The organism is Bombella sp. ESL0385, from assembly GCF_009725755.1.
GTDB classification, from domain to species: Bacteria; Pseudomonadota; Alphaproteobacteria; order Acetobacterales; family Acetobacteraceae; genus Bombella; species Bombella pollinis.
This window is the reverse complement of the sequence record NZ_WNIJ01000001.1, coordinates 627,458-648,975: the sequence shown is the minus strand read 5'-3', so window position 1 is coordinate 648,975 and position 21,518 is coordinate 627,458. Positions and strand designations below refer to the sequence as shown.

The following is a 21,518-nucleotide window of genomic DNA, read 5'->3' as shown; positions in this document are numbered from 1 at the left end:
CCTAAACCATCCACTCAAGGCTGTAACTCAGCCCTTCTTTTCCGCCGCGTTACCGCTGGAAGCAGAAGGTTTCGGCTTAGGCAAGTCCAGCTTGAGGGAAAGCTCCTTCAAGCGGGCTGGCTCGACCGGTGCAGGAGCTTCCATCATTAAATCCTCCCCGCTCTGATTCAGCGGGAAGAGAATGACCTCACGAATATTCGGCTCATCAGCGAGCAGCATGACGATGCGATCCACACCCGGTGCCGCACCACCATGCGGCGGAGCACCATAGCGGAAGGCATTGAGCATCCCACCAAAGCGCGCCTCCACAACATCAGGGCCATAACCTGCAATCTCAAACGCCCGTAACATCACCTCTGGCAGATGGTTACGCACCGCCCCGGAGGATAGCTCCACACCATTACAGACAATATCATACTGATAAGCCTTGATGCTCAACGGGTCCTGCGTATTCAGGGCCTCCAAGCCACCCTGCGGCATGGAGAACGGGTTGTGGGAGAAGTCAATCTCTCCTGTTTCCTCATTACGCTCATACATGGGGAAGTCCACCACCCAGCAGAAGCGGAAGGCATTTTGCTCAATCAGCTCTAGGTCTGTCCCGATCTTCGTCCGCACCACGCCGGAGAATTTGGCGACCTCATCACCCTTCCCTGCCACGAAGAACACAGCATCACCGGCCTTCAAGCCGCACATCTCACGGATTTTCGCAACGCGCTCGGCTTCCAGATTTTTGGCAATTGGGCCTTTCCCACCTTCTTCATCAAAAATAATATAGCCAAGACCACCAGCCCCTTGTTCCCGCGCCCAATTATTAAGTTTATCGAAGAAGGCACGAGGACGGCTGCCCGCACCCGGCGCCGGGATCGCCCGCACCTGCCCACCAGAGGCAGCAATACGCGCAAATAACCCAAAGCCAGAGCCTGCAAATTGCTCCGTTACATCCTTAATAATCAACGGGTTACGCAAATCCGGCTTATCGGAGCCATAATCGCGCATCGCATCCGCATAGGGAATACGGGGGAAGGCCCCTTCGGTAATCTTCCATCCCTCTGGGGTAAACTCATTAAACACGCCCGCTAATACTGGCTCTAGCACTGCGAAAATATCTTCCTGCGTGGCGAAAGACATTTCAAAATCCAGCTGATAGAACTCGCCGGGACTGCGATCCGCACGGGAAGCCTCATCACGGAAACAGGGAGCGATCTGAAAGTAGCGGTCAAACCCCGCCACCATCGCCAACTGCTTAAATTGCTGCGGAGCCTGCGGCAACGCATAGAACTTACCCGGATGCAACCGTGCTGGCACGAGGAAGTCCCGCGCACCCTCTGGGGAGGAAGCTGTAAGAATAGGGGTTTGGAACTCAGTAAAGCCCTGCTCGACCATACGGCGGCGCAAGCTGGTGATAATCTGGCTCCGCAAGACGATGTTGCGGTGCATCTTCTCACGCCGGAGGTCGATATAACGATATTTCAGGCGTAAATCCTCAGGATAATGCTCCTGCCCCGCCACTTGGAAAGGCAGCACCTCCGCACGAGATTGCACATCAATCTCGCTGGCACGAACCTCCACATCCCCTGTTGGCAAGGCGGGGTTACGTTGCCCATCCTCACGCACCACGACCTCACCGGTGACGGTGATGACGCTCTCCACCCGCAAACGCTCGGCTTTTTCGAGCAATGCCCCCTCAGAAGGGATGACAATTTGCGTCATGCCGTAATTATCGCGTAGGTCGATAAAGAGCAGCCCGCCATGGTCCCGCTTGCTATGAACCCAGCCAGAGAGCCGTACGGTCTTGCCTGCATCATCAGCACGCAGGGCATTGCAAAGATGGGTACGGTACTGGTGCATGAATCTCAAACCTCGTTATTATCGTCTCTAACGGCATAAGGTGCCTTACGCCATCCTGACGCAGCATCCCTCTTCTCGCTGCTTCCTACCTGAAAAACTAAAAAAACGCCAATCTTAATCCGTCATTGCTCCTGCTATGGTAGAGAAAGAGATTCAATAAAAATCATAATTGCCATGTTTCTTGATGATGTATTTCTTAACCGTATCAATGATGTAACATTTTATATTATACGCCCATGTACCGAAGCGGATTTCCGGCCGGGAGACTGGCTTTTGCCCAAAGCTCGCTAACATTTTTGCTGTACGAACAGAGCCAAAACCATCAAAATCAAAAATCAGATACCGCTTTTTGGCTTGCTTCATCGCCTCCCAAATAAGCAACATCGTCATGCCCGGTACTCTAGAGCAATGACAGCGTGCCGATTGCCAAAAATAAAGCGTCTGCTCGTCCCATATTAATAATGCGGCAGAGACAAGCCTCTCTTGCTCATAAGCATAGAGGGCCATCGCCTGGTCACGTTGATAAGCAGCATCAAACAACGCCTTTAACAGGGGGAAATCATGATGATTATGCGGCAATTCTCGTTGTACTAGGCCAATAAATCTTTCACAATCTCCCGCCTGCTGAACAGAGAGCTTCTTCTCGGCTGTCCTAATAAGATTACGCGTTTTATGGTCACAATCATGCCAAACAGCCTCCAATGGCTTCTCCGGCATAATGCGAAAGGTAAAGTCATGCATGACCTTAAACCCCGCTAGACGAAAGGCCAGTAAGGACTCATTATCCGGGTCTACAAAAAATTGAACCCCATCATGCTTGGGTAAACGCGCGATTGTTTTTTCAACAACGTGTCGAATATTTTGTTCATGTCGAAATGGCTTAGAAGGCGGGAGCGATAAATGCGGGCCTAATATCCGCGTATATTTCGGCATCCTTATAACGGGAGAACCTAATTTCTTTTTTACAATGAATGGAAAATGAGACACAATTTTCCCACCCATCTCAATATCAATAGATGAAAATTGCCCACGGCTTGCTAGCTCCAACCACCAATCTTGATGAAAAATAGATAGCGGCTTTGATGTTGAAGTAGCATCAACCATAAGAAACACTTTATAAATCATGTTTAAAGACAGGTATAGCTGTAACATTAAATTGTAGTAAGTTATACTAATAATTATTTTAATTTCTTATAGTCTTAGGCTGTGCGGCTCGGCTTTCATCCTCCTACTATCTCTATCTAAAGGGCCGTTTATACAATACGCGTCCTAACCTCTCGCGCCACAAATCCTTCAAAATCCACGGCAGCGCGTGCCATCGCTGCAGAACGGCCTGAGGAGACTAATGCAACAACTTTTTGACCCTTCATATAAGCGGCCATAAAATCAAACCCGCCGAGGTCACCCTCAATCAAAACATGATCAAAGCTCTCACCCCAACCTAAATATTCCAGCTTTTTGCCAAATTGCTGCGTCCAATACCACGGGACAGGCATAGGCTGGGGCGGGAGGCCTAAAATACTCCGTGCTGCTGCACGGCCCTCACATTGGGCAGGACGCCAATGCTCAATCCGACATAATGCTCCATTCCGCCGGAACGCAGCCACATCCCCAGCCGCATAAATACCGGGGCGTACCTGCATAGTATCATCTACGATAATACCCCCTACCACGCCCTCATCCTCAATATGAGAGGGCAAAAAATCCCGTGATGGCTTATTCCCAACGGATACAAGCACATGCGTGCAATTAAGCACCATACCATCACCCAGCTCCACCCCCGTGACGCGCTCTGTCCCGTGGATGCCCACAACGGCGGTATCTGTCACAAAGGCAACGCCATTATCCTCATGCAGACGGCGTAGAATCTGCCCAACTTCGCGCCCCCATTGCCCCTCCATAGGGAAAGGACGCTCTGTTGCAATGATGGTCACCCCAGCCCCTTTTTGCCGCAGAGCAGAAGCTGTCTCTAACGTTGTAAGCCCACAGCCTATGAGGATAACGGCTTGGTCTCCCGTAATCTCCTCGGCAATCTTCCACGCATCCCGTACCGTATGGAGGGACATCACCCCCTCAAGCTCTATCCCCGGTAATGGCGGCAAAATGGGCCGCCCCCCTGTGGTGATAAGGATGTGGTCAGCACTATACCGCTTGCCTTCCTCTAAAAGGACTTCCTTTTTCTCACAATCCAGCGCAACGACCTTGCCCCGCATACGGGCAATTTCATGCCGTGCATAAAAAGCTTCGCTCAAAAGAGGGGAGGGTTGAACTTTCTCCCCCCCACCGAGGAAGACCCCTTTGCTCAAAGCCGGACGTTCATAGGGCAAAAAACCCTCATCCCCAATCAAGGTAATGCGCCCTGCAAAACCTTCTTCCCGCAATGTATAAATCGCACTCGCCGCAGCTGCCCCAGCCCCTACGATGAGGACCCTCTCCTCCTCTCCGCTCTGTTCAGCCGGTTTGCGAGACATCGGGTGCGCCCCTACAAGAACACGCCCCTCCACCTGCCGGACCGGGTAAACCGGCAAATGTGAAAAAGCGATAGGCTCTTTCAGCTTACCATCTCGTACCCCAAAGACAGCTTTATGCCATGGGCAAACAACCACATCCCCATGCACAGAGCTACGACAAGCCAAGTCTCCGCGAAATGTCGCACCCTTATGCGGGCATCGCCGCCCGATAGCGTGGATATCATCCCCCATCCGCACAAGCGCAATAGACTGCTCTTGTAGCGTAATGGGCAGGATGTCTCCTTCACGCACATCCTCTATCGCGGCGACATCATAAAGAGTTTGGTCCGGCACAGGAGAGCCAGCCCCTCGCGTTCCTGCTTCCTGAACCACTTGAGGAGCTTTCTCCACCATCGCGCCCTAATCCCTTTTCATACCGCAACGCTACTATCGCCCTCTATTGATAAAGAGGCTTAGAAGAAATCGTCCCGGTCCGCATTATCATCAGAAAAATCTTGTGGGCCGAAATCTTGTGCGCCAAAGCCCCCAGCATCTGTCCCACTACCACCAAAAGGGTCTGTCCCTTGTGGGCCGTTAAAATCCCCATTCGCACCATCGCCATAATAATTATTAACGATGGTTGTCTCATTACCAAAATCGGCCCCCGTCCCAGCGGTACCCTCATGGGCCCCATGCTCACCAGAGAACAGCCCCTCCAACGCATGCGCTGCCATCATACCACCAGCGACACCAGCCGCTGTTGTCAAAGCCGAACCTAGAAAGCCCGAGCCAGAGCGTGCAAACATCCCCGGCTGATAGCCCGGCGGTGGGGCATAAGCCCGCCCCATTTCCGGCGCAGCCGCCCCAGAGGCTGGGCCCCAACCCGGTGGCAACGCTGCCCCACGCGGCGGCGGCGTAGCAGGACCACGGCCAAACAACCCGGAGAAGAATCCACCAGACTGCCCCCCTTGCGTACTCGATTGCGAGGCCGTTTGCTGCTGCAATAACGCTATCTCCCCTCGTGCTTGCTGGAGCTGCATCTCAAGCTCACGAATACGCGCTTGCGCTTGGGCTAATGCCGCCTCCTGCACAACAGCAAGCTGCGTGATGCGGTAGCGCGCCTCTGGATAACGCTGAAAGGTCTCAGCAATATAGCGGTCCGCCTCTGGGTCAATGGGAGGCAAGCTGGCTGGCCCTTGACCATTTGGCAGCCCTACCCCGCCCCCAACACGAGCAACAAAGCGGCTTATGAGATCACGTTCTTCCGAATTCATGAATAAGCTATCCTTCATCAGGCAGGGGCTATAGCGGCTAGGAAGACCGCCCTTATTGCCCCATAAGATAGGATACTGTTCCCCACCCCTGCAAGGCCCCTCCTCCCCTCATGCCAAAATTGCCTTCTAGCTGCTAGCGATTATGCCGCTCATCCTATAGAGTAGGCGCAACGCTTTACGTTTATGGAGCCTCGTGAATTGTCCGCATCCCGGCCCCCTTGCTTTCAGGAACTTATCCTGCGTCTTCATCAATTCTGGTCTCAAAAGGGCTGTGCCATCCTTCAGCCTTACGATACCGAGCTTGGCGCAGGCACACTCTCGCCACATACTACATTGCGCGCTCTTGGCCGTAAGCCTTGGGCTGCGGCCTATGTGCAGCCATGCCGCCGCCCCTCTGATGGTCGCTATGGGGAAAACCCCAACCGCTTACAGCATTATTATCAATATCAAGTTCTGCTCAAACCCACACCGCAAGAGAGCCAGAACCTCCTGCTTGAGAGCTATCGTGCGATTGGGATCGACCCAGAGAAGCACGATATCCGCTTTGTTGAAGATGATTGGGAGAACCCCACAATCGGCGCGTGGGGCCTTGGTTGGGAAGTCTGGTGCGATGGGATGGAGGTGACGCAATTTACCTACTTCCAACAGGTTGGCGGCATCCCAACGGTCATCCCCTCTACCGAGCTAACTTACGGGTTGGAGCGGCTAGCTATGTATGTGCAAGGGGTGGAGAATGTCTATGACCTCGACTTCAACGGTCGGGGCCTCACTTACGGCGATGTGTTCCTCCGGGCTGAGCGTGATTATTCCCGCCATAATTTCGAGCTTGCCGATACGGATATGCTCCTTGCCCAATTTAACGCTGCCGAGGCTGAATCTATCCGCCTCTCTGAAGCCGGTGTGGCCCAGCCAGCTTATGACCAATGCTTAAAAGCCTCCCATCTATTTAACCTCTTAGATGCGCGCGGGGTTATCTCCGTCTCCGAGCGTGCTTCTTATATTGGGCGTGTGCGTACATTAGCGAAAGCCGCCTGCGAAGCTTGGCTTGCTGGAGATGAGGAGGACACCACCCATGGCTGAATTGCTACTTGACCTTTTTTGTGAGGAAATCCCCTCCGGGATGCAAGCCCGCGCGGCAGAGGACCTTACCCGCTTGCTAGAGCAAGCCCTAGCCCCCCTCAACCCCCGCACTATGCGCGGTTTTTACGGGGCACGTCATATTGCCGCTAGCCTAGAGGTGGATGAGAGCATCCCTGCGCGCACTCTCTCCGAGCGTGGACCGCGTGAGAACGCGCCAGAGAAAGCCCTCGCTGGTTTTTGCCGTAAACATGGTGTCTCCCCCGATGCTCTAACAAAAGAGAACGGCTTTTGGGTCCTCCACCGCACGCTCCCGCCCATCAATGCAGCAGCTCTCATCGCCGAGCAGCTACCAGAGCTATTATGGAAGTTCCCTTGGCCTAAGGCGATGCGTTGGGGCAATGGTTCGCTCTTTACATGGGTGCGCCCGCTTCATCATATTGCCTGTGTGTTGGATGGGCAGACCGTCCCCTTCAGCCTTGCGCGTCAGGATGATGATGCTCATGGCCTTACAAGCGGCAATATGACAGAGGGTCACCGCATCCTCTCCCCCGGCACGTTCACCATCACCAATACGGCGCAATGGCTGCGGGATTTAGAGGCTCGACATGTCATCCTTGATGAACAAAAACGCGCTGATCTCATCCGCAATGGTGTGCATAAATTAGCCGAGGATAAAGGCTTAAAGCTCGTTGAGGATGAAGGGCTTGTCCAAGAAGTCAGCGGGTTGGTGGAATATCCCGTACCTTTGCTCGGCCGCATTGATGATGCCTTTATGGACCTTCCGCCAGAGGTGATGCAGGTCTCCATGCGGGTAAATCAACGCTATTTTGCCCTGCGTACGCAAGAGGGCAAAGCGGCTCCCTATTTTGCCTTTGTCGCCAATCAAAGCTTCACCGATGCAGGGGCCCTCTGCATCGCGGGGAATGAGCGCGTCCTACGCGCCCGCTTTGCTGATGCCCGGCATTTCTGGGACCTTGACCGCAAAACCAAACTCGCAGAGCGTGTCGCTGCGCTAGGGGCTGTGACCTTCCATGCTAAGCTTGGCACGCAAAAAGAACGTGCAGAGCGCATCGCCACTTTAGCGGGCCTCATCGCCACAGATATGGGCCTTAATGAGGGGCAGATAGCCCATGCTAAGCGGGCGGGCCTGCTCGCTAAAGCAGACCTAACAACGGGCATGGTGGGTGAGTTCCCTGAGCTTCAAGGCGTCATGGGGGGCTATTATGCGGCCCATGATGGTGAAGCCTCAGAGGTGGCACAAGCCATTGCTGAGCATTACATGCCCCGCGGGTTGAACGACCAAACAGCTAACGCGCCCATCTCCATCGCCGTTGCTCTCGCTGATAGGCTGGATATGCTGGCAGGCTTCTTCACAATTGGGGAGACACCCAGTGGCTCTGGCGACCCTTACGGGTTGCGCCGCGCCGCTTTAGGCGTCATCCGCACCATTCGTGATAATGGCCTCCGCCTAGACCTTGGCCACCTGCTCTCCAAAGCGGCTATCCCTCATGCCAGCAAGGCCGGTAAGGATTCCGCTCTTGAGGATATGGATGGGTTCTTCATCGATAGGCTGCGCGTCCAACTGCGTAATGAAGGCCGCCGCCATGACGTGCTGGATGCCACATTGGCCGTCACGCAGGCCCTAGAGGGCACAACCCTCTTTAAGCATTTAGATGGTGACCTCGTCCGCCTGCTCAACCGGGTGGAGGCTCTCTCTGCCATGATAGGCACAGAGGATGGGAAGAATCTTCTCGCCGCCTATCGCCGTGCCAACAACATCCTCCGTATTGAGGAGAAAAAAGACGGCCCCTACGCCCCCACGCCAGAAGCACATCTCTATGTGCAGGAGGAGGAGCGTGCGCTAGATGACGCCCTTAAAGAGGCTGGGCCTATTATTGATGCCCATTTGAAGAAGGAGGACTTCACCAGCGTTATGCAGCATCTTGCCGCTCTACGCCCGGTGATCGACCGCTTCTTTGAGGCTGTCACGGTAAATGCAGACGATGCAGCACAACGCAGCAATCGCCTGCGCCTCTTAAAACGCTTTAGCCTAAGCGGGCTGCTCATTGCTGATTTTAGCAAGATTGAAGGCTAAACCACCCTTCATCACACTTTCAGCACATCATTATAAAGGCCGGTGGGGTTATGGTCCTGACCGGCCTTTTTATGTCCGTTCTTATCAAGGAGCGACGGGACTATGGGTGAGGAATATCTTCGCCCCAAACCCGATAAACACCAGCCCAGTAAGCCGATCAAGCCGCCGCACCACCACCGGCTTATTAAAAAACCGCGCTAAAGGCACAGTAAGAGCCACTAGCAGCCCTAGCCAAATAAATGTCAATAAGGCCTGAATCACCACCTGTACTAAGGTAAAAGCCACAATATTGGCATCTGGTGGGATGAATTGTGGAAAGAACGTCACCACAAAAATCCCCGCCTTAGGGTTCAGCAAGTCCGTCAACACCCCTCGGCGGAAACCGGACCAAAAATCGTGACGAGATGTAAGAGGGGGACGAAATGTCGTTGGAGGGGACGTTGTCAACGCGGCCCTGGGATGAAAGAGCTGAGAGCAGCCTATCCATAATAAATACAATGCCCCCACACATTTTACGATGAAGAAGGCTTTGCTAGAGGCAGCCAATAATGCCGTCAGCCCGAAAGCGGCCGCTAAGCCCCATATGGTTAGCCCGAGCGCGATGCCAAAAATGGCCCCTACCCCAGCGCGCCGCCCCTCTGCTGCGGCTGTCCGTAAAACCATGATGGAATCCAACCCCGGCGTAATGGTGAAAAGTGCGCCAGCGGTCGTAAACGCTAATAAGGGGAGAAGCCACGCATGCATAAAGACCGACTACCTCTCACGCTTATTGCTTTAATCAGGGTCATCCCGATGGACCCAGCTTGATAAAAGCAGGCCAAAACCAAACATCATTGTCAACATGGCCGACCCCCCATAGGAGATAAGTGGCAAAGGCACCCCACCAACAGGGATGACCCCCATCACCATAGAGAGATTTACAACACAATATAAGAAAAAATCCATCGAGATACCCAGCCCGACCAGCCGGCCAAACCGATTACGGCATCGCAGTGCAATTAACATCCCGCTCATTGTGATGAGAAAGAGCAGGCCAATCACCAACACACCGCCCGCATAGCCCCATTCCTCACCAATCATGGTGAAGATAAAATCCGTCTGCTTTTCTGGCAGGAAGCTAAGCTGGCCCTGCGTGCCATGCATATAGCCTTGCCCCCAGCGACCACCCGCCCCAAGGGCAATCCGCGATTGTAGGATATTATACCCGGCCCCTAACGGGTCATGCTCAGGGTGTAGAAACGTATCAATCCGCGCTTTTTGGTAATCATGCAGGTGGCTGTAAAGAAACGGCCCTAAGAACGGGATAGGCGCAGCCAGCAGGATGATTAACCACCAGCGCATCCCTGCGGCAAAAAAGAGCGAGGCCCCAATCACACCCACAATGGTTGCCGTGCCAAGGTTAGGCTCCTTTAACACCAACACGACAGGAATAGCCGTTAAAATCGCGGGGATAATCAAGCGCAGCGGATTTCCCATCCGCTCCCGCCCTATCCGGTAAAACCATGTTGAGAGCATCAACACCAGCGCGATTTTAGAAAACTCTGAAGGCTGAAACTGAAAGCCCCCCAAATTAATCCACCGCTCTGCCCCCTTACCCACATGGCCCATTTTCAACACCAGAGCCAAAAGCAAGATGGACAAACCATAAATCGGGATGGAGAGCATCCGCAAAACGCGCGGGCTAGCAAGGGCTACCCCCAACATCATCAAAAGCCCAAAGCCAAAGCGTATAATCTGCGGTTGAGCAAAGGCTTCCGCACGCCCGCCACCTGCTGAATATAAAGCGATATACCCAACACCAGCCAAGCAGCACACCAGCAGAACAAAAAACCAATTAATCTGCCATAAACGCGAGAACATGCGCAGGTTAGGCTCTGCTCGCAATAAACGCCGCGCTGTGCGAGGGACAGTAAAATCCTTGAGGGACATAAGCCTCCCCTACTCGCTTACATCATCAGCGCGTGCCACAACCCCGCGCGAGAGTGACGTCCGATTAGCAGGGTCTCTTACCAACGTATCGGTCATAATCTGCGCGGCCAGCGGGGCGGCCTCTGTCGCACCAGCATTACCATGCTCTACAACGACCGAAACCGCATAACGCGGGTTATCATAGGGTGCAAAACAGATGAACAACGCATGAGGGCGATACTGCCACGGCAGATTCATAGAGTTAAAATGCCCGCTCTCACGCAAAGCGCGGGGAACATTACGCACCTGTGCCGAGCCCGTTTTCCCCGCCATTTGTACACCGGGGAGGTTTAAACGCGCTTGGGGAGCCGTCCCTTGTGGCTCATTCACCACCGCGAACATCCCGCTCCGCGCAGCTATGAGAGAATCCTTCGCAAAGGGCAGAGGAGGAATATCCTCCGGCACAAGCTTCTCACTCACCGTCCGAACAAGATGGGGTTGCACCATCCGCCCCGTAGCTAAGCGAGATGTATATGTGGCCAAAGCCAGAGGCGTTGTTTGCACCAAGCCTTGCCCAATCCCCGCATTAACGGTGTCACCGCCATTCCAATGATGCCCATGCTGCCGCCGCATCTCTGGCGTGGGGACAGAGCCCGCCCGCATATGGGGAAGCTCTATGGGTAAATGGCCACTTAGGCCTAAGCTAACAGCAGCCTCGTGAATCGCATCCATCCCACAACGGCGCGCTACTTGATAGAAATAAACGTCACACGAATATTTCAACGCCTGATGCAGGTTAATAGAGCCATGCCCATAACGGCTCCAACAATGGAAGCGCACCCCGCCCATGTCGTAATAACCCGGACATGTAAAACGCTCCGAAGGGGTAATGGCATGGGCCTTCAACGCCGCTAATGCTACGGCAGGCTTAAAGGTAGAGCCCGGCGGATAAAGACCGGACACAGCTTTATCCACCAACGGCGTAGCGGGGTCGGTAATTAAGCTATTCCATTGCGTACGGCTAATCCCGCCATCAAATAAAGTAGGGTCGAAAGAGGGCGTGCTGACCAGCCCCATCACCTCCCCATTGCGGCAATCCATCACAACCGCACTCGCCACACGCTCGCCAATGCGTTCTCTGATGCGTGTTTGCAGCACTGTATCTAGCGTCAAACCTAGCCGCGCACCGGGTTGGCCTTCTACACGTTCCAACTCGCCCATCACACGGCCATAGGCGTTGACTTCCATCTCCACCGTGCCGGGCTGGCCCCGCAGCGTAGCCTCTTGTGTTTGCTCTAACCCCCCACGGCCTATCTTCATCCCCGGCAGAGCCAATGCGGCGTTATGCTGCACATCAGTCTCATTCGGCGGGGCAACATAGCCGATAATATGAGACATCAGCTCTTTAAACGGATATTCACGCGTGGTGCCGACATCAATCAACACACCCGGCAAGCTCGGTGCGTTTAACCCCAAGCGTGCCACATCATCCCATGTGAGAAACTCTTTTAACGTCAGCGGCACATAACGGCGAATATGTTTGCGGTCCCGCTCTATACGAGCCCGATCCCGCTCATCTAGCGGCACAATGGTGGCAAACCGATCCACCACCGCCTGGAGGTCCGTTGTCTCCTCCACCATCACAAGAGCGCGCCAATTTGGCTTATTCCCCGCAACGAGCACACCACAACGGTCGTAAATCTCCCCACGTGCGGGCGATATTTGCCGCCGACTCGTCCGATTACGGCGTGCTTGCTCCTTTAACGTCTCACCTTCTACAACCTGCAACTTATAAAGATGATGCGCCAGAGTGCCCATAACGCCCGCCTGCACAGCTAATATCAACAGCGCGCGCCGCGTAAACATACCCCCCCCGACAACCTGTTCTTCTGTAAAAGATAGGTCGGCCGTAGGACTACTCCGCTTCCGAAATAGCGAGCCGGGGTCATTACGCCAGAGGGACATCCAGACTAAACACTTAAAGAAGGATTAAAAAAACAGAAATCAAGCTATTTAAGCTATATTTACACAGCCTATTATAATCTGTCATGCTTTTCCATAACGGAAAGGCCCCATAGATAAAGAATATGCAAAAAAGGGTAACTCCCCACTGCCAAAGCCTCTTGAAATACAATCGGATAGACCGAGAGTGCCCCCCGTACCCGGATGACCATTAACACCCAATTTGTCAAAGCTTCCCCAAGGACGATTAGCCCATAAAGACTCCACGCCAAAAGAAAACCCCGGCGCGATAAACCAACGCGACAGCCATGAGCAACGCCATAGGCAACCAGCATCCAAAATAAGAGAACACCTGGCGGATTTACACTGAATAATTCCACCACCAAACCACCGCAAAACAACCCCACTAATGGCATAAAAGCAGGCCGATAAAGCGACCAAAACCACACCGTCCCCAGGACAAGAGCTACCTGCAACTCCATCTGCCCCAAAATCCTAAAGGGAGCAGAGAGAATAATCGCCAGTACCACCATAATGATACAAGGGAAGAGCTTTCGCCTTACCCGAACCATAAGCTTGCGCTGCCGTGCCCCCTCCAACGCGTCATGGTCTAGCCCGCTATGCTCAAACCGCATCACCACCCCCTTGCATCCCCTTAGCGCACCTTTTACACGCCCCTTGTCTCATCATCCATTTTGTAAGGATGAGAATGGCAAAAACCGGCGTAGATTCTGCCAGCTTGAAGGCGTGTTCCCATCATGTTGCTCTGGTAAAAGCGGCGGTTTCTCCCGCACACGGTCAGAGCTAATTGGCCCCTCCGGCATGAAATCACCATCAAAAATACGCACAAGGTCCAAATGCTCCAAAGCAGCATCTGGCACCACAACCGCCTGGCCCGGTGCAAGATAATGGACACGCCCTACTGCAATACCACCCGTTAACCCTGCTGTTTGTGCCCGCGTTACCAAATGCTCCCCCTCCTCGGGGTGAATATTTTGGTTATAATACATCAGACGTGGGTAAGGCGTATTATCACCTATCATCATCGCATCACCGCCGCTATTTTGCAGCGTAACGGGGATACGACTTGCCGCATCTTCAATGAGCAACACACGGACCACCTGCGGGCCGACTTCGCTCACCCGCCCGACAAGGCCAACCTCGTCTACGGCAAGGCTACCTGCTGTAACGTGATGCCCCCCGACACCCAGCAACACAGCGCGCAAATAAGGGCCGCTCTCATCACGCACGACCCAGCCACTTACATAATCCCGCGCGCCTTCTGCCCCCCAATGGAGGACAGATTTTAAACGGGTATTTTCTTGCTTGAGTGTTTGCGCCTCCCCATACCAGTAAGCGAGCTTACGGTTCTCTTTGCGTAAGCGGGCATTCTCCGCCAAGAGGTCACCAACACCTTGTAATGTGAGCTGCCATTTATGAAATTGTCGCTGCGGAAATAATAACGCCTGATATACTGGCCCGACTTCCCGCACCGCAGCCATGCGCATCCGCGCCATTTTATCAGACCATATCTGCCCCGCTAGAATGATTCCCACAGCCACAAACACGAAGGCCGGTAGAACCAACCCCGATAAAAGCTGACGTGTATGGATGGAAATCATGAAAAAGCAGCTCCTCCCCTCTTACCCTCTTTGTAGCACAAAGTGAGCGGCAGGCTGAGCCTGCCCCAGCGAGGCCCTATTATCAATACATGCTGCTCAAAACGCTGCGGAGCTGCTGCATTTGTTCCAACGTCCGTCCTGTCCCCACAGCTACGCAAGAGAGCGCATTCTCTGCAACAAAAACTGGCAAACCTGTTGCGTTTCGCAACACATCATCAAGGCGGCGCAACAACGCCCCCCCGCCAGAGAGAACAATGCCCTTCTCAACAATATCCGCTGCTAGCTCCGGCGGTGTATGTTCCAGCACCGTAGCCACAGCATCAATAATATGGCCTACCGGTTCTTCCAACGCTTCAGCAATCTGCGCCTCACTGACGACAATCTCACGCGGGACGCCATTGAGCAAATCCCGCCCCTTTAAAGGCAGGGTCCGTTCCTCCCCTTGGGAGTTCGGATCAAAAGCCGCAGCCCCGAGGTCAATCTTAATCCGCTCAGCAGAGCTTTCACCAATCATCAGATTATAATTGCGGCGGATATAAGCCATAATGGCCTCATCCATTTGGTCCCCCCCAACACGGACAGAGCGTGCATACACAATGCCGCCGAGGGAAATCACGGCAACTTCTGTCGTGCCGCCACCAATATCAACAATCATGCTGCCGGAAGGCTCCGTCACAGCAAGGCCCGCACCGATGGCCGCCGCCATAGGCTCCTCAATCAAATATACCTTACGGGCCCCAGCACTCTCCGCACTCTCCTGAATCGCACGGCGTTCCACCGCAGTGGATCCAGAGGGCACACAAATTACAATCTGAGAGCTGAAAAAAGAACGGCGATTATGCACTTTGCGGATGAAATGCTTAATCATCTCCTCCGCACTCTCAAAATCAGCAATCACCCCATCACGGAGGGGACGGATGGCTTGAATATTTCCCGGCGTACGCCCCACCATCAACTTGGCCTCATTACCCACGGCCAAAACTTGTCTGCGCCCGCGTACCTCTGTGACAGCAACAACGGAAGGCTCACTCAACACAACACCACGCCCCTTGACGTATACCAAGGTATTGGCAGTGCCAAGATCGATCGCCATATCGGCGGAAATGAGCCCCAACAGACGAGAGAACATTCAAAACTCCTGGCAGGATGACCCCGCTTTTACGAGGATAAAGAAAATGGTCCGAATACCATTCACAGCATTCGCCGCGAATTATAAAGCTCCATGATAGTTCAGCAAGGCCATATTCCCGCTTCTGCATGTTTTTTTCGCAGAAAACCCGGCTCATTAATAAGCTGTTATATTCAGATGCCCTTTGACTTTACAAAAACGGGGGCCGTAGCCCTCGCCTTTAAGCGACTTCCTCAGCCGGCTCTCCACGCAGACGCTTCACCAACAGCTTATTGAGCGCATGGATATAAGCCCGTGTCGCAGAGACAACCGTATCGGCATCACTGCCTTGCCCATCCACAAGACGGCCCCCCTCCTGCAAACGCACCGTTGTGCGTGCCTGAGCATCCGTCCCTTCGGTCACATTCGCTACCGAGAACAACGCCAAGGTCGCCTCATGCGGGAAGGCCTCACCTAACGCACGGAAAGCCGCATCCACCGGGCCATTCCCCGTTGCTGTGACGTGCCGCGTTTCCCCGTCAATCTCCAGCGTCATAACAACATGAGCGGCATGCTCCGTCCCGCCCTTCAGCTCCAAAGAGATGAGGCGCACACGCTCATGATCCCGACTCTCATCATCAACCAAGGCCCGCACATCATCATCAAAGACAATCTTTTTCTGATCTGCCAACGCCTTAAAGCGTTGGAATGCCGCGTTGATTGTCTCCTCTTTCAGGTCATCATAACCCAGAGCCTTCAATTTATCGCGGAAGGCAGCCCGACCAGAATGTTTACCTAACACCAAGGAGGTACTCGTCCAGCCCACGCTCTCCGGCGTCATAATCTCATATGTTCCAGCATGTTTAAGGATGCCATCTTGATGGATGCCACTCTCATGGGCAAAGGCGTTACGCCCCACAATGGCCTTATTGGGCTGGACATCAAAGCCTGTAATGGTCGCCAGCAAACGCGACATCCCTAACAGCCGTGGCGTCTCAATCCCCGTCTCCATACCGTAGCGATCATGCCGAGTCCGCAACGCCATGACGACTTCCTCTAGTGCTGCATTACCTGCGCGCTCGCCAATGCCGTTAATCGTACATTCAATCTGGCGGGCTCCCCCCTCAACAGAGGCCAGCGTATTGGCTACAGCCAAGCCTAAATCATTATGATTATGGGTGGAGAAAATCACCTGATCTGCCCCCGGGACACGCTCCTTCAACATCGTGAAGATGCGCTCCATCTCATCAGGGGTCGCAAAGCCGACTGTATCGGGGATGTTAATGGTCGTCGCCCCGTTCGCGATGGCTGTTTCCACACAACGGCACAGAAAATCCGGTTCCGTCCGGGAGCCATCCTCAGCTGACCATTCAACATCATCTGTATAGCGGCGAGATTCCTTATTGCCGAATGCTATCAGCTCCAACACGCGCTCCGGCTCCATCCGCAGCTTGTACTTCATATGCAGAGGCGAGGTGGAAATGAAGTTATGAATCCGCCCCCGGCGCGCACCTTTAATCGCCTTACCAGCGGCCTCAATATCCCGCGCAGCACTACGGGCTAACCCACAAATGACAGGCCCATCTACATGGTCAGCAATTTGTTTTACGCTTTCGAAATCACCTTCCGAAGCGGCGGGGAAGCCTGCCTCAATTACATCAACCCCCAGCGTAGCCAAAGCATGGGCCATACGCAGCTTCTCATCCAGATTCATGGAGAAGCCGGGAGACTGCTCGCCATCGCGCAAAGTGGTATCGAAAATAATGATACGTTTATCGTCAATACGGCCAAAGGAAGGATGCTGAAAAGACATGATGTCGTCCCTATTTCTACGTTTACTGATAGATTATTTAAGAGAAACCCCCTGAACGCGACAGGCCATCTGCCTGCCTATACGACATTCAGGGGGTTATAAGTCGTAGAAGGAGGAGGGTACGAAACTTTATCATTACCGCGGCAGCCTATCCTCTCTGTTACAAAAATACAAGAGGACAACGCGGCATCTTTCACAACGTAGCGTTTGTACGGCTTTGAAAGTAATGATCGATGGCCTGCTTCATCGCTTGGGCTACTTGTGTTCTATGCGCAGCGCGGCGCAATGCTTGCTCATCTAAATGGTTGGACATAAAGCCCATCTCTACCAACACTGAGGGAATATCGCCCGACTTCAACACCCGAAAGGCCGCATGGCGCGAGGGGTGATGCAGCAACTGCACCCGATTCTGAAACGCCTGAATCACACTCGCGGCCATATGAGCCGAGCCACGCCGTGTTTCCTCATGAATCAGGCTATTCAAAATCGCTTCAACCTCAGCTGGCACACCCCCTATCCCTGCATGACCTGCAAAACGGTCCGCACTATTTTCCGTCTCGGCTAATGCGGCTGTTTGTTTGTCCGAGGCATTGCCGGATAATGTATAAACACTCGCCCCGCGCACCTGTGGTTGATGCAATGCATCGGCATGCATAGAGATAAAAAGGGCTGCCCTATGTTTATGCGCAAGCTCTACACGCCCTGCTAAGGGGATAAAATGGTCATCACTGCGGCTCAACACGACCTGATATTGCCCTGAGGCCAGCAACATGCGCCGTAGCTCTGTCGCGGCGGCGATGGCGATATGTTTCTCATACGTTCCAGAGACACCAATCGCACCGGGGTCTTTGCCCCCATGGCCGGGATCCAACATGATGACAGGCTTGGGCGGGGGAGCATGGCGTAAAATAGCCGGAGCGTGTAAAGGGTGCCGCCCTGCTGCCTGCACTCTGTGTATGCAAGAAGACGCCCCAGCAAGGGCTGTAACAACCCCACCTCGCGCGGCCTTCAGCATAAAATAGCGGCGTGTCAGCTCACTCATGCCCGTCTCTTTGCCCTTCACGATGCGCCGCCTCCTCTTAACTATGCGGCGATTATAGCCCATAACGAACAATACAGACTATAACTCCCCTCTTGCCAGAGGCGATAATTTGCGCCATGCTCACCAAGCGGATGCCGATTAGCATAATGCGCCCCTTCCGTTTGAGACGCTGGGCAGCATTATAGTGAGAGCGGCTCACGCTGCAAAAATGCGCTTCATACCGTTTGGTGTCGAAAGCCTGAGGCAGTTGCCCTCAGTACGCTCACACCCTGGTGGAGGGTCCGCATCTATAATTAAGCGCAATCGGCCCGGAGGCATCACATCTCGCAGGCAGGTTGCATGATAATCCCGGTGGCAGTGTCTGCTACCAGCATGTTTACCAGAGGCTGCAATGCTGTTCTGTGTTCTTTATCACGGTGTGCCGCGTTATACTAAGCCTAACGCCACAAACCAGACAGGATGCTGCCCTCTGTTGACCCAGACAATCGGCGCAAGCAGGGCAATGACCCGTGCGCCACGGAGTCCCATCCTTCATGACTAAGCAAATGCTCATCGATGCCACACACGCAGAGGAAACCCGCGTGGTGGTTATGAATGGTAAGCGCGTTGAAGATTATGATGTTGAAACATCAGCGCGCCGCCAGCTTAAAGGCAATATTTACCTTGCTAAAGTTATCCGTGTAGAGCCAAGCTTGCAGGCTGCTTTTGTGGATTATGGCGGTAATCGCCATGGCTTCCTCGCTTTTAGCGAAATCCACCCTGATTATTTTCAAATCCCTGTTGCTGATCGCGAAAAGCTCCTCGCCCTCCAAGAGGAGGAATATAACGCAGAGCAACGCGAACAGGATGACCCCCTCGCAGAGGACGACCGTACAGAAGACACCCTCGCTGAAGATAACGGCGATGATGATAATGACAGTGACGATGTAAGCCCGGAAATTGTCAGCGGCGAGCATGATACTGGTGATGAACATAGTGCCAGCCGCCGCATGGCGCGTTTTCTACGCAATTACCGCATCCAAGAAGTCATCCGCCGCCGGCAAGTAATCCTTGTTCAGGTTGTAAAGGAGGAGCGTGGTAATAAAGGAGCTGCTTTAACGACCTATCTCTCCCTTGCGGGGCGTTATGGTGTGCTCATGCCCAATACCCTCCGCGGGGGCGGTGTGTCGCGTAAAATTACCTCCGAAACAGACCGGCGGCGTTTACGCAGCATTGTAAACATGCTGGATCTCCCCCCCACAATGGCGATGATTATCCGCACCGCCGGGGCAGGCCGCCCGGAGACGGAGATTACGCGGGATTGTGAATATCTCCTCCAACTCTGGGAAGATATTCGCACTCATGCGCTTACCTCTATTGCCCCTGCTTTAATTTATGAGGAAGCAAGCCTCATTAAGCGGGCTATTCGTGACCTCTTTACCCGCGATATTGAGACCGTATTGGTTGATGGAGAGGAGGCGTGGAAAAATACGCGGGAGTTTACACGCCTGCTGATGCCCCATAACGCCAATCGCATCCGCCTTTGGCAGAATAGAGGGCAAAATCTCTTCGCTCATTATCAGGTAGAAAGCCACCTTGATGCGATGTTCTCCCCCACTGTGCGGTTGGAATCTGGGGGCTATCTCGTCATCAATCAAACCGAAGCCCTTGTCGCTATTGATGTCAATTCCGGTAAATCCACCTCCCAGCGCAATATTGAGGAAACCGCCCTCCGCACAAATCTGGAAGCCGCTGAGGAAGTCGCCCGCCAACTCCGCCTGCGTGACCTTGCCGGGCTGATTGTCATCGACTTCATCGATATGGAAAGCCGCCGCCATAATAATCAGGTGGAAAAACGCCTCAAAGATGCCTTACGGTTGGATAGAGCGCGGATTCAGATAGGCCGTATCTCTCATTTCGGCCTTTTGGAGATGTCGCGCCAACGCCTGCGCCCCTCCATTGCTGAGAGTATGCTCAGCCCCTGCCCGCATTGCCAAGGCACTGGCTCCATCCGCGGGGTGGAGAGCATGGCCCTGCAAGTACTACGCAATATAGAAGATGAAGCCAGCCGCCGCCGTGCTTCGGAAATTGTCGTGCATGTTAGCCCGAATATCGTCCTTTACATGCTTAATAGCAAAAGGGCGGCTATTAGCGGGATGGAGCAACATCACGACATGACCATCCGTTTTGAGAATGATAGCAGCCTCCCCGCAGGGGAGCTCCGTATTGAGCGTGTTGCCCCACGCCATAATCATCACAAAGCCACACGCAGTGATAATCCAGTCACGACAGTGCGCACGATTGACATTGCTCATGAGCCCCCGGCTTCTCACACTACAGCATCTGATGAGACACCCTCTCCTGAAGCTGAAAGCGATAATCAGGAAGGGACCTCCCGCCGCCGCCGGCGCAGACGGGGGGGCCGCCGCCGTGAGGAGGATGCCCAAGACGCTCTCAACTCCATAAATGAGGAGACAGCTATGCCTAACCCGGCAGAAAGTGACGACCGTACAGACAGTGACCGTGCCCTTATGCCCGGACGCCGGCGCACGAGAACACGGCGTGTCACCACGAATATAGAGGGCCAAGCTCCACAACAAGACGCGCAGGAGCGGCCTGACCGCCGTGGGCATGCAGCCTCTCGCCGCCGCCCTACACGCCAGCGCGATGAGCAGCCCTTCCAAGAAGAACCATCTGCTTATCAAGGACCAACGCCGGCTAATCCCTTCCATAATGCAGGGATTGATATTTTCGATATGATGGAGCAGCAAGAGGCACGTCATACGGCCCCGGCTCATCCTCAAGAGGAGCCTGCGGAAGACCCCGCCCCAACCACACGCCACCGCAGGCGCGCTCCATCACGGGATGAAACCAACGGAGTAGAAGACGAGACAACCTCTCGCCGGCCTCATACACCTCGCCGTCCCCCAACACGCAGCCGTATTGTTACGGACCAAGAGGCAGAGGATGAGGAGAATCACGTTGTAAAAATCTCCGCTCGTCCCGCCACTGCTGATGAGGATGGGGAGACGGCACCGCGCCCACGCCGCCCACGGCCCCCTCGCCGCACGGCAGCAGCGCGCACCACAACAGCGAAGGAGCCTGTAACAGAGGAAGCATCACCCGCGTCCCTTGATGAGGCCCCTGCGGAGAACACCACCCCACCGCGCAAACGCCGCCCTACCCGGCGGAAGAAGGCTGACGAGGCCCCTCCCTCTGCACCAGAGCCAGTGGAAGCCACCTCCTCTGCCGAAAATATCACCGCACCGCAGCCGGTGAATATTGATGAATCCAAGCCGAAGAAACGACGTGTGGGGTGGTGGCGGCGTTAAGTCGC

At 54.1% G+C, this 21,518-nt stretch carries 16 protein-coding genes; 3 read left to right on the top strand and 13 right to left on the bottom strand.

Translation table 11 applies throughout. The features are described from left to right. Window positions 1-27 precede the first annotated feature (27 nt). The 4 genes from aspS to GM557_RS02970 all read right to left on the bottom strand — a co-directional run bounded on the left by aspS (window position 28) and on the right by GM557_RS02970 (window position 5,572). Window positions 28-1,848: an aspartate--tRNA ligase gene (gene aspS / locus GM557_RS02985; RefSeq protein WP_155572899.1), complete on the bottom strand. Its 1,821-nt coding sequence runs from the start codon at window positions 1,846-1,848 to the stop codon at window positions 28-30. 153 nt (window positions 1,849-2,001) lie between these two features. Beyond that, window positions 2,002-2,952 (bottom strand): GNAT family N-acetyltransferase, encoded by a 951-nt coding sequence (locus GM557_RS02980; protein ID WP_196424579.1) that lies wholly within the window; start codon window positions 2,950-2,952, stop codon window positions 2,002-2,004. 149 nt (window positions 2,953-3,101) lie between these two features. Further along, window positions 3,102-4,712 carry an FAD-dependent oxidoreductase gene (locus GM557_RS02975; RefSeq protein ID WP_155572897.1) on the bottom strand — a complete coding sequence of 537 codons (1,611 nt, stop codon included), beginning with the start codon at window positions 4,710-4,712 and terminating at the stop codon, window positions 3,102-3,104. 59 nt (window positions 4,713-4,771) lie between these two features. Next, a complete protein-coding gene (locus tag GM557_RS02970; protein WP_155572896.1) occupies window positions 4,772-5,572 on the bottom strand; it encodes a DUF2076 domain-containing protein in 801 nt (266 codons plus the stop codon). Window positions 5,573-5,755: 183 nt separating this feature from the next. Between GM557_RS02970 and GM557_RS02965 the strand changes: the two genes are divergently transcribed. Both GM557_RS02965 and glyS read left to right on the top strand, forming a co-directional pair. Continuing rightward, window positions 5,756-6,652, top strand: a complete 897-nt coding sequence (locus GM557_RS02965) for a glycine--tRNA ligase subunit alpha (RefSeq protein WP_155572895.1) — start codon at window positions 5,756-5,758, stop codon at window positions 6,650-6,652. Beyond that, window positions 6,645-8,747 (top strand): glycine--tRNA ligase subunit beta, encoded by a 2,103-nt coding sequence (gene glyS / locus GM557_RS02960; protein ID WP_155572894.1) that lies wholly within the window; start codon window positions 6,645-6,647, stop codon window positions 8,745-8,747. Before GM557_RS02965 ends, glyS begins: the two co-directional genes overlap by 8 nt. Before the next feature lie 84 nt (window positions 8,748-8,831). Here glyS and GM557_RS02955 read toward each other — a convergent pair whose 3' ends face one another. From GM557_RS02955 to GM557_RS02915, 9 genes are all read right to left on the bottom strand, one after another. Next, window positions 8,832-9,491 carry a LysE family translocator gene (locus GM557_RS02955; protein ID WP_155572893.1) on the bottom strand — a complete coding sequence of 220 codons (660 nt, stop codon included), beginning with the start codon at window positions 9,489-9,491 and terminating at the stop codon, window positions 8,832-8,834. Between the two features lie 30 nt (window positions 9,492-9,521). Then, window positions 9,522-10,676, bottom strand: a complete 1,155-nt coding sequence (rodA, locus tag GM557_RS02950) for a rod shape-determining protein RodA (RefSeq protein WP_099026165.1) — start codon at window positions 10,674-10,676, stop codon at window positions 9,522-9,524. A gap of 9 nt (window positions 10,677-10,685) precedes the next feature. Beyond that, the gene (gene mrdA / locus GM557_RS02945) at window positions 10,686-12,620 is read right to left on the bottom strand and encodes a penicillin-binding protein 2 (protein ID WP_155572892.1); all 1,935 of its coding nucleotides are present in this window, start codon (window positions 12,618-12,620) and stop codon (window positions 10,686-10,688) included. A gap of 71 nt (window positions 12,621-12,691) precedes the next feature. Then, window positions 12,692-13,252, bottom strand: coding sequence for a hypothetical protein (locus tag GM557_RS02940; RefSeq protein WP_155572891.1), 561 nt, complete (start codon window positions 13,250-13,252; stop codon window positions 12,692-12,694). A gap of 51 nt (window positions 13,253-13,303) precedes the next feature. Beyond that, window positions 13,304-14,239, bottom strand: a complete 936-nt coding sequence (mreC, locus tag GM557_RS02935; RefSeq protein WP_155572890.1) for a rod shape-determining protein MreC — start codon at window positions 14,237-14,239, stop codon at window positions 13,304-13,306. Window positions 14,240-14,321: 82 nt separating this feature from the next. Further along, window positions 14,322-15,368 (bottom strand): rod shape-determining protein, encoded by a 1,047-nt coding sequence (locus tag GM557_RS02930; protein WP_155572889.1) that lies wholly within the window; start codon window positions 15,366-15,368, stop codon window positions 14,322-14,324. A 220-nt stretch (window positions 15,369-15,588) separates the two neighbouring features. Continuing rightward, a complete protein-coding gene (locus GM557_RS02925; RefSeq protein ID WP_155572888.1) occupies window positions 15,589-17,160 on the bottom strand; it encodes a 2-isopropylmalate synthase in 1,572 nt (523 codons plus the stop codon). 193 nt (window positions 17,161-17,353) lie between these two features. Further along, window positions 17,354-18,202 (bottom strand): N-acetylmuramoyl-L-alanine amidase, encoded by an 849-nt coding sequence (locus tag GM557_RS02920; RefSeq protein WP_155572887.1) that lies wholly within the window; start codon window positions 18,200-18,202, stop codon window positions 17,354-17,356. 52 nt (window positions 18,203-18,254) lie between these two features. Continuing rightward, on the bottom strand, window positions 18,255-18,401 hold the full coding sequence (locus GM557_RS02915; protein WP_155572886.1) for a hypothetical protein: 147 nt from the start codon (window positions 18,399-18,401) through the stop codon (window positions 18,255-18,257). Between the two features lie 334 nt (window positions 18,402-18,735). Here GM557_RS02915 and GM557_RS02910 point away from each other — a divergent pair, with 334 nt between their 5' ends. Further along, a complete protein-coding gene (locus GM557_RS02910; RefSeq protein ID WP_196424578.1) occupies window positions 18,736-21,513 on the top strand; it encodes a ribonuclease E/G in 2,778 nt (925 codons plus the stop codon). Window positions 21,514-21,518: the final 5 nt, after the last annotated feature.